We start from the raw sequence: 10,456 nt of genomic DNA, 5'->3' as shown, positions 1-10,456 counted from the left end.
GACTTGCTCGCCGGCAAGGACACCGTCTGGCCGCTGTACATCGACCCGTCGTACTCGGCGGGTGGCTGGGGCCAGAACTGGACCTACGTCAGCTCGGCGTTCCCCTCCCAGAGTTACTGGCGCACCAGCGACTCCACCGGCCTGCGGGTCGGCTACAACGGCTGGGAGTCCCCGTACTACGTGGGCCGCGCGTTCGCCCAGATGAGCGTCGCGCCCGAACTCGCCGGCGCGCAGATCAGCTCCTCGACCTTCTACGCGACCGAGACCTGGTCGCCGTCGTGCTCCGGCCGCAACGTCGAGCTGTGGTGGACCGGCTCGATCGGCTCCGGCACCACCTGGAACAACCAGCCCGGCCTGATCTCCCGCCTCGACACCAAGAACGAGGCGCACGGCTACAGCAGTAGCTGCCCCGCTCAGTCCGTCGGCTTCACCATGACCGGCGCGATGCAGAGCGCCGTCGCCAGCGGCAAGTCCGACATCACGCTCGGTCTGCGGGCCGGTGACGAGGGCGACTCGTACGGCTGGAAGAAGTTCCAGCCGTCCTCGATGTCGATCTCCACCACCTACAACCACGCGCCGACCGCGCCCGGTTCGCTGAGCACCTCGCCCGCCACGGTCTGCGGTGCCAACCCGCCCAGCGTGATCGGCAACGGTGACGTCGTCCTCTACGCCGGGGTGAACGACCAGGACGGCGGCAGCCTCGGCGTCGCCTTCACGCTCAAGAAGAGCGACGGCACCGTGGTCGCCTCCTCCTCCACCGGCAGCCTCGCCGCCACCGCGGGCACCACCTCCGCGTTCGTCATCCCGCGCGCCACCCTCGCCGCCGCGGCGAACGGCGCCCAGACGACCTTCAACTGGAACGTCTACACCAGCGACGGCAGCGCCACCAGCCCGGTCAGCAGCACCTGCCAGTTCACCTTCGACCCGACGGTCCCCGGTGCCCCGACCATCACCCAGGCGGCGAACCCGTCCTACACGGTCGGCACCGCGGCCACGTTCACGTTCACCGCGAACGCGACGGGCAGTGCGCCGGCGAGCTTCCTGTACCAGCTCAACGGCGCGTCGCCGGTGTCGGTCGCCGCCGTGTCGGGCTCCGCCAACGCCGCGATCAAGCCGAGCCGTGCGGTCAACACCCTGTCGGTGACCGCGGTTTCGGCCGGCGGCAACATCGGCGACACGGCCGTCCTGGTGGTCAACGCGACCGCTCCCGCCGCCGCGGCGGAGAACGACCTGACCGGCACCGGGCGCGCCGACCTCGCCCTGGTCGGCAACCAGGCCGGCCTGCCGTCCGGCCTCTGGCTCTCGTCCGGCGCCACGGCCGACAGCGTCAACACCGCGGTGAACAACATCGGCATCCAGGGCACCGGCGCCAACACGCCCGGCGCGGCCGCCGACTGGAACGGCTCCCAGGCGATCGTCGGCCACTTCCGCAGCGGCGGCGGCTTCAACGACGTCCTGCAGTACAACCCGGCCAACGGCACCGGCCACATCCTCTACGGCGCCGGCGACGGCTCCGCCCTGACGCCGAACTCCGGCTCCCAGGTCAACGTCAACGCCGTCGCCTTCACCTCCGGCCAGGGCGGCGCCAAGGCCACCCAGGTCGCCAACGCCGGGGCCCTGTACGAGATCGTCCACGAGGACCCCGTCGGCATCCCCGGCCTGCTGATGGTGTTCAACGGCCAGCTCGCCCTCACCAACGGCGTCGGTACCCCGGGCGCCTACCCGGCCGCGGACGCGAGCGTCGCGCTGACCTCGACCAACCCGGCCGGCGGTGCCGACTGGACCGGCTGGACCATCACCACCGCGCTGGTGAACAACCTGCCGGCGCTGTACGCCCGCAACACCACCACCGGCGAGCTCTGGTACTACAGCCCGACCGTCCTCGCCAACCTGGCGGCCGTCCCGCTGCAGGGCACCAACCCGACGCCCAACACGCCGGTCAAGCTCGCCGCCAGCGGCTGGACCTCCGCCGCCAAGCCGGTCCTGCAGGCCGCCGACATCAACCGCGACGGCACCGCCGACCTGTGGTCCGTCGACGGCACCGGCAAGGTCACCGCGAACGTCTTCAACGGCACCGCGTTCAGCACCCTCCCCTCGCAGCTGCTGGTCGCGCCGACCCACAGCTGGGCGTTGAGCGAGGGCGGGACCGAGGGCAGCCGGGCGACCTCCGCCGGCGACAGCGCCGGAGCGCTGCCGCTGTCGGGCGACACCGGCGCGACCTGGAGCGGAAAGGACCTCTTCAACCCCGACGTCCACCTGAACGGCACCGGCGCGGGCGTCCTGTCGACCACCACCCCGGCCGCGACCCTCTCCGCGGACTTCAGCGCCTCGGTGTGGGTGAAGCCCAACGCCGTCGACGGCGTGGTCCTCTCCCAGGACGGCACCAGCTCGGCCGGGTTCATCGTCTACGCGGACGCGAACTCGAAGCAGTGGTACTTCTGCATGTCCAAGGCGGACAGCAGTGCCTGGACCTACGACTGCGTCCACGCGGGCGTCGGCGGCGGCATGGCGCAGATCGGCGTCTGGACCCACCTGACGGTCACCTACCACGCGAGCACCAAGGTCATGGCGCTGTACATCAACGGCATCGAGGTGGGCTACGGCTCCCACGACCCGGTGGCCGGCTTCACCGGCGGTTTCCGCGTCGGCGACTACATGTACAGCGGCGGCCACCGGACCTTCTTCAACGGCGCCGTCTCCAACGTCCAGACCTGGGCCGGCACGACGCTCACCCCCAACCAGGTCGCGCTGCTCTCCGGAACCCCGGGCTACGTCCTGTTCCCCAGTGACGACACCAACTACTCGACCGGCTCGTCCTGGAGCACCTCCCGCGCCACGATGACCTTCAACTCCGGTCTCCTCACCATCACCAAGGCCAACGGCTCCACCTGGAGCGTCGGCAGCTCGGGCTACCCGAACGCCGCCCTCACCCTCCAGCGCGACGGCAACTTCGGCATCTACCAGCAGCAGGCCCACCAGGCCGGCACCGGTGTCTGGGCGGCCATGGTCGTCTCGGCCGGTGACTGCATGTTCCTCCAGCCGGACGGCAACCTGGTGATCTACAGCTCGGACGGCGTCCCGATCTGGGCTTCGGGCACCAACAACTGACACCCGATCACCTGACAGTGCCCCGCCACCGCAAGGTGGCGGGGCACTGCGTTTGTGACGAGCATGTAGCTCTCATTGACGGATTGTCAGGTTTTGCTGCCGGATGCCGAGTTTGCCTGAGCCGCAATCGTAACGACTTCACCAAGTCCAACGATCTTTCCCCGAATTCCCCGTGACCTAACGGGTCGTGCACTGTCATAGTCGCTGCCGAGCCGGCTGGTGCGCCGGGGGGTGACGCTGCCCATGGGGCAGCGCAGCAAGGAGGGGTGGCTTTCGCATGCCCAGTTCCGAATTGATTCGTCCCCGAAGGGGGCGACCGAGATGGCTGTCCGGCCCGCCGCCGCTGCTGAGGAGTCTGGGGGCGCTGTCCATCGCGGCCCTGGTGGCCTCGTTGACGGCGGCTCCGGCGTTCGCTGCGCCGCTGTCGAAGCCGGGGGTTCCGGGTGCGGCGGCGGTCAAGGGGGTCAAGTCCCTCGCGGCCAGGAAGATCGAGGTGCCGGACGACGCGAAGCGGGCGTTCGTGCCGAAGGCGGTGGCGTGGCCGAAGGCGGCTTCGGGTCGGGCGGCGTCGGCTGCTCCGGGTGCGAAGTCGCAGGCGTCGGGGACGCCGGTGTGGGTGAAGGGCAGTGCCGGATCGTCCGCGCCGGGCGCGGACGTGAAGGTGCTGGACCAGGCGAAGGCTGCCCAACTGGGTGTGTCGGGCGTGGTGTTCACGGTGGACGGCGGTGACGCGCACGGGAAGGTGCGGGTCGGGGTCGACTACTCCGCGTTCGCGGAGGCGCTGGGCGGCAACTGGGCGTCGCGGCTGCAGCTCGTCTCGCTGCCCGCGTGTGCGCTGACCACGCCGGAGGTGGCGGCGTGTCAGGTGAGGACGCCGCTGGCGACCGATCGTGATGCGGCGGGGAAGTCGGTGTCGGCGGAGGTCGACCTCGGCGCTTCCGGTGCGGTGAAGGCGAGCGCGACCGACACCGGGAAGGTCGTTCCGGCGGTCTGGTCGGGCAACGCCTCGGCGGTGCAGGCGTCTTCGGCCTCGGCGCCGATGGTGCTGGCCGCGGCCTCAGGATCGGACGACGGCGGCTCGTCGGCCGGTTCATACGCCGCCAGCGCGTTGAGTCCGGCCGGAAGCTGGACCGGTGGCGGCTCGGGTGGCTCTTTCACCTACTCGTATCCGCTGACCACGGCCGGTGCGGCCACCACTCTCGTGCCGAAGATCGCCCTGGGCTACGACTCGGCGGAGGTCGACGGCAAGACGGCGAGCACGCAGGCACAGGCTTCGTGGGTCGGCGACGGCTGGTCGACGCCGGAGTCGTTCATTCAGCAGACCTTCACGTCGTGCTCGGACGAGCCGGAGGGCTCGGCCTCGCCGAAGGCGACGTCCGACGAATGCTACGCGGGCCAGGTTCTGACGCTGTCGTTGAACGGTGCGTCCACGTCGATCGTCTACGACGCCGCGAAGGGCACGTTCGCCTTGGCCGCCGACGACGGTTCCAAGGTCGCACACGTCACGGGCTCGAACAACGGGACGGGCACGTACAACACGGACTACTGGACCGTCACGGACCGCTCCGGCACGGTCTACTACTTCGGGCGCAACCAGCTGCCGGGGTGGAGCTCCGGCAGGGCGGTCACCAACTCGGTCGACTCGATGCCGGTGTACTCCTCGCACTCGGGCGACCCGTGCTACAACGCCTCGGGCTTCGACGCCTCGGTGTGCACGATGGCGTACAAGTGGCACCTGGACTACGTGAAGGACGTCCGGGGCGCCGCGATGGCGTACTACTACACGCAGGACACCAACTACTACGGCCAGAACAACGGCGCGTCGAACACCAAGTACGTGCGCGACTCGTACCTCGCCCGGATCGACTACGGCTTCCTGGACGGCGGCGCGTACGGCACCGTCCCGGACCAGGTCTCGTTCATCACGGGTTCGCGCTGTGTCGCCACGACGTGCGACCCGATCTCGGCGGCGAACAACGCGACGCAGTACCCGGACGTGCCGTTCGACCTGATCTGCAACCAGGGTGCGACCTGCTCGCCGAAGTCGCCGTCGATGTTCTCGACCGCGCGGCTGAAGCAGATCGTCACCCAGCAGTACGACACGGCGAGTTCGCAGTACAAGCCGGTCGACACCTGGGACCTCGCGCAGACGGAGCCCCCCACGGGTGACGGCACCTCGCCGACCCTGTGGCTGGCAAGCATCACGCACACGGGCGCCGACACCTCGGCGGGCGGCTCCGGCTCCCTCGCGCTGCCGGCGGTGAAGTTCGGCGGAACGACGATGCAGAACCGCGTCGACACTGCCAACTTCCCGGGCATGTTCCGCTACCGCCTGACCTCGATCACCTCCGAGCTCGGCGCGGTCACCGGCATCACCTACGGTCTGCCGAACGCGTGCACCGCGGCGTACGTGGCCTCCGCGAACGCCTCGTCCAACACGAACTCCTGCTATCCCGTCAGCTGGACGCCGAAGTTCTACAGCGCGCCGGTCATGGACTGGTTCGAGAAGTACGCGGTGACCCAGGTGCTGGAGGCGGACGCCACCGGCGGGGCCCTGCAGAAGGCCACCAGCTACGAGTACACCGGCGGCGCGGCCTGGCACTACGACGACAACGAGGTCGTGCAGGCCAAGTACCGCACCTGGGGCCAGTTCCGCGGCTACGGCACGGTCATCACCCGCACCGGCGACGGGGCGAACGACCGCAGGACGAAGTCGGTCACGGACTACTACCGCGGCATGGACGGGGACTACCTGACCCCGACCACCAACCGCAGCGTCAGCGTCACCGACTCGCAGGGCGGCGTCCGCCCCGACAGCGCCCAGCTCAGCGGCAGCGCGCTGGAGACCAGCAGCTACAAGGGGGACGGGGGCGCGGTCGACAGCTCCACCATCACCTCGTACTGGGTCTCGTCCGCGACGGCCACGCGCAACCGCACCGGTCTGCCGGCGCTGACCGCGAACACGGTCAAGCCGGTCGAGACGTTCACCCGGCAGGCGGTCACCTCGGGCTGGCGGTACACCGAGACGGACTCCAGCTACAACGCGACCGTCAGTGATGTGAACTTCGGCCTGCTGAACGCGACCTACACGCACACCGTGCCGGTGAACCCTGCTTACGACACCTGCGCCACGACCACCTACGCCCCGGCGAACACCTCGCTCAACCTGGTCGGCCTCGTGGCCTCCCAGGAGACCGACTCGGTGGCGTGCTCCGGATACACCCAGGGCGCGAAGCCGTCGGTGCCCGGCTCCACCAACACGCTGGGCGCGCCGTCCTTGGTGAACCGCCCGGCGCAGGTCGTCTCCGCACAGCAAACCTTCTACGACGACGCGACCTACTCGACGGCCTTCCCGCAGACCAACGCGCCCACGGTCGGCAACGTCACCATGACCCGCAAGGCCGCGGACTACTCGGGTGGTGCCTTCACCTGGCAGACCGTCTCGCGGGGTACCTTCGACGGCTACGGCCGCCCGCTGGTCAGCTACGACGGCAACGGCAACGCTACGACGACGGCCTACACCATGAACGCGGTCGGACTGACGACCGGTCAGTCCGTCACCAACGCGAAGAACCAGACGGCCACCAATACGCAAGCGCCCGCGAGGGGGCTCACGTTGACGGCGACGGATGCCAACGGCGTGGTGGCGACGTCGCGCTACGACGTGCTCGGCCGACTGGTCTCGGTGTGGCAGAACTCCCGGGTCACCAGCGACCCGGCGAACACGCTCTACACCTACACCGTGTCGCAGACCGGCGTGTCGGGGACGACGACGCAGTCGCTGAACGACTCGCTCGGCTACGTGACCTCATACAGCATCTACGACTCGCTGGGCCGGGTGCGGCAGACCCAGGCGCCGACGCCCAAGGGCGGACGGCTTATCACCGAGTCGTTCTACGACTCGCGCGGCTGGGTACGCAAGAAGAACAACCCGTACTGGGACCCGGACAACTCGCCGTCCCTGTCGGTCGCCTCGATGCCGCAGGACTCGAAGATCCCCAGCCAGAGCGTCCCGACCTACGACGGCCTCGGCCGGACGGTCGTCGACACCTCCTACCAGTACGCGCAGGCGAAGGAGGTCACCACCACCGTCTATGGCGGTGACCGCACCATCGTGATCCCGCCCGCGGGCGGCACGGTGAAGACGACCGTCACCGATCCGCTGGGCCGCACGGCCGAGCTGGACGACTACACGGCCCGCCCGACGCTGAACGCCCCCGCGGACTCCTTCACCGGCACGTACAGCGTTAGTGGCGGGACCAGCCAGGCGATCACCTACGGCTTCGACGGCCACGGAAAGCAGAGCACCGTCACCGCCAACGGCTCGACCTGGACCACCACCTACAACCTGCTCGGCCAGGCCGTGGCCAAGAACGACCCCGACGCCGGTGTCAGCAGCATGCTGTACGACGGCGCGGGCAATCTCGTGCAGAGCACCGACTCCCGCGGAAAGAGCGTCAGTTCCACCTACGACGCGGTGAACCGCAAGACCGGCAGCTACGCGGCCACGCTCGCCACCAAGGGCTCGGCGAACCAGCTCGCCTCGTGGGTCTACGACAACGACAACACCGTCGCCGGCGTCACCAACGCCATCGGCCAGACCACCACCGTCACTTCCTACGACGGCGGCCGCGCGTACACCACCCAGGCGCTCGGCTTCACTGCGATGGGCAAGTCGCTCGGTGAAACGATCACCATTCCGGTGGGTGAGGACGCGCTGATCGCCAAGCCCTACACGTTCAAGCACGTCTACACGGCGATCAAGGGCCTGCCGTACACCGATCAGTCGCCGGCCGGCGGCGGGCTCCCGCTGGAGACCGTCACCCGGACCTACGCGACCGCGTTCGACCTCCCGAACGGCGCGACCTCCGGTACCACCGGCTACGCCCAGGGCACCAGCTACGACGCGTACGGGCGGGTCGAGCAGACCACGCTCGGCACCGGCAGCAACCTGGCGTACATCACCAACACCATCGACCCGCACACGGGTCGGCTGACCGACCAACTGGTGTCGCGTTCGAACACCGGGACGCCGAGCGACGTCGACAAGCAGCACTACGACTACGACCTGGCCGGCAACACCGTCCGCCAGACCTCCACCCGCCTCGGTGCCACGACCGAGACGCAGTGCTACAGCTACGACCAACTCGACCGGCTCACCCAGGCGTGGACCGCCACCGACTCCTGCGCCGCCAACCCGACCGCGCTCAACCACTCCCAGGTGGGCGACGCGATCGCGAACGGCTCGTACTGGACCGACTGGCAGTTCGACCCGCTGGGCAACCGCACCAACCAGACCGAACACTCCACCACCGGAGGCGCGGACACCGCCACCACCTACACCTACAACGGCAACAACACCGGCCAGGCCCACACCCTGACCTCCACCAGCAACAGCTCGACCTTCGGCTACGACACCGCGGGCAACACGACCCAGCGGACCACCCCCGCCAACGGCGCGCAGACCCTCACCTGGGACGACGCCGGACGCCTCACCAAGGTCCACGGCACGGCCGGCGACACCACCTACGTCTACGACGCCAACGGGCAAGTGCTTCTCCAGAAGGACCCGGCCTCCACGGTCCTGTACCTGTCCGGCGAGCAGCTCACCGTGGCCGGCGGTGCGGTCACCGGCGTCCGCTACACGGCTCTGCCGGGCGGCGGCACTGTCGTCCGCACCGGGTTCGGCACCAACTACCGGTTCGAGATCGCCGACCCACACGGCACGGCGACCCTGACCCTCGACAGCACCGCCCAGACGCCGACCTGGCGCCAGTTCACCCCCTACGGCGCTCCCCGCGGCACCGCGGCCACCTGGGCGGACAACCGCGGGTTCCTCAACGCGCCCAGCAACACCACCACAGGACTCACCGTTCTCGGCGCACGCCAGTACGACCCGGTCACCGGACGGTTCGTCAGCGTCGACCCGCTGTTCCAGGCCAATGACTCCCAGCAGCTCGGCGGCTACACCTACGCGAGCAGTGACCCAGTCGGCAAGAGTGACCCGAAGGGCCTGCGAACCGACCCGGACGGCATCTGGTGCGACACGCACGAGTGCAGCGAGCCGGCCAAGCAGAACGCCGAGCGGCTCCACCGGCAGCAGGAGAAGGCGCAGGCGGCCGAGGACTACCACCACCGGATGTGGGAGCTGGAGCACGACGCCGGTGACGACTACACCGACACCGAGAGCCGTGAGTACAACATCCACAAGCCGGGTCCGCACGACATGAAGGTCAGGAACCTCCTCTACCAGGTTGTCAGTGGCGCCAACCTGAAGGGGTGGGACAACACCTCGAAGCTCCTGCGGCACTTCCTCGACGGAAGCGGTGACGACTACACCGTCGATCCGAACGAGATGATCGGCGACATTCCCGGATTCAAGAAGGAGGTGGACACCTACCTGCAGGAGGTGAAGAAGAAGGGCGCGTCGACCTACGACTCCGGTTGGGTCAGCACGCGCGCCAGCGAGAAGGAAAGCCTCGACTGGTACTATGCGCTGAACGGTTTCCAGTGGCGGGTCACCTCGGCCGCGGAGCCGGGCCAGTACGAGCTCGAGGTCCGCAAGCGCTACGACTGGGGAATCCCGAGCGAAGGCCGCGGGGACCTGGACAAGTTCTGGATCCACCTCACCCAGCCTGAGATCGCCCACCTCAACACCGTTGGTCTGGCTCGTGACTTCAACGTCTACGGGGCGACTCTCAGGCGGGGAATGCCCTGATGACCAGAAGACACCTCTCTGTACTCCTGCTGTCGCCGCTGACCGCCCTGGCGCTGGCCGCGTGCGGTTCGGCGGTGGGTGCCGGATCGGACGGCACCCGCGCCGAACCGACGGCGCGGGCATCGGCCAGTGGGATTCCCGCTGCCGGCCTTGCGGCCGGCTACGGCCTGCAGGTTCCGGCCGGTGCGGAGCAGGCCGTGTATGCGGAGGACCGGGACATCGGCAGCTCCGCGTTCTGGGTGTCGTTCCGGACCGATGCCAAGGGCCTGGGTGCGTTCCTGTCCGGACTGGGCAGGAACGAGGCGGATTTGGGAAGTCCGGACTTCGCGCTCAGCACCGCAGCGGTGCGTGACGCGGGCTGGCAGTTCCCGAAGCCCGAATCGCTGCGGGGGCTGGTGGTCCCAGGAGTCGACTCGGATCCGCATGCTCCGACTCGATCGGTCCTCGTGGATCTCACCGATCCGTCCACGCCCGTGGTCTACGGGGCCTCCCTGAAGGTCTAGCAATGCCAGTCGGGGGGGGGGGCGGGGGGGGGGGGGGGGCGGGGGTTGTGGGCCCCCGGGCCGCCGGGGCCACCGGGGTGGGGGGCCCGCGGGGGGTTGATAGGAATATAAAAACAGATTAAAACAC

3 protein-coding genes are annotated in these 10,456 nt (G+C 69.0%); all 3 read left to right on the top strand.

Going from position 1 to position 10,456, the window contains the following annotated elements:
* On the top strand, positions 1-3,108 hold a 3,108-nt coding region (locus ACWD4U_RS34230; RefSeq protein WP_363462049.1), incomplete at its 5' end, for a hypothetical protein.
* Between the two features lie 382 nt (positions 3,109-3,490).
* On the top strand, positions 3,491-9,826 hold the full coding sequence (locus ACWD4U_RS34225) for an RHS repeat domain-containing protein (RefSeq protein ID WP_363462047.1): 6,336 nt from the start codon (positions 3,491-3,493) through the stop codon (positions 9,824-9,826).
* Positions 9,826-10,329: a hypothetical protein gene (locus ACWD4U_RS34220; RefSeq protein ID WP_363462045.1), complete on the top strand. Its 504-nt coding sequence runs from the start codon at positions 9,826-9,828 to the stop codon at positions 10,327-10,329. The genes ACWD4U_RS34225 and ACWD4U_RS34220 overlap by 1 nt, the downstream gene beginning before the upstream one ends.
* Positions 10,330-10,456: the final 127 nt, after the last annotated feature.

This window comes from Kitasatospora sp. NPDC002522 (genome assembly GCF_053595195.1).
The sequence above is the reverse complement of the archived record's forward strand: the minus strand, read 5'-3'. Positions and strand labels throughout refer to the sequence as shown.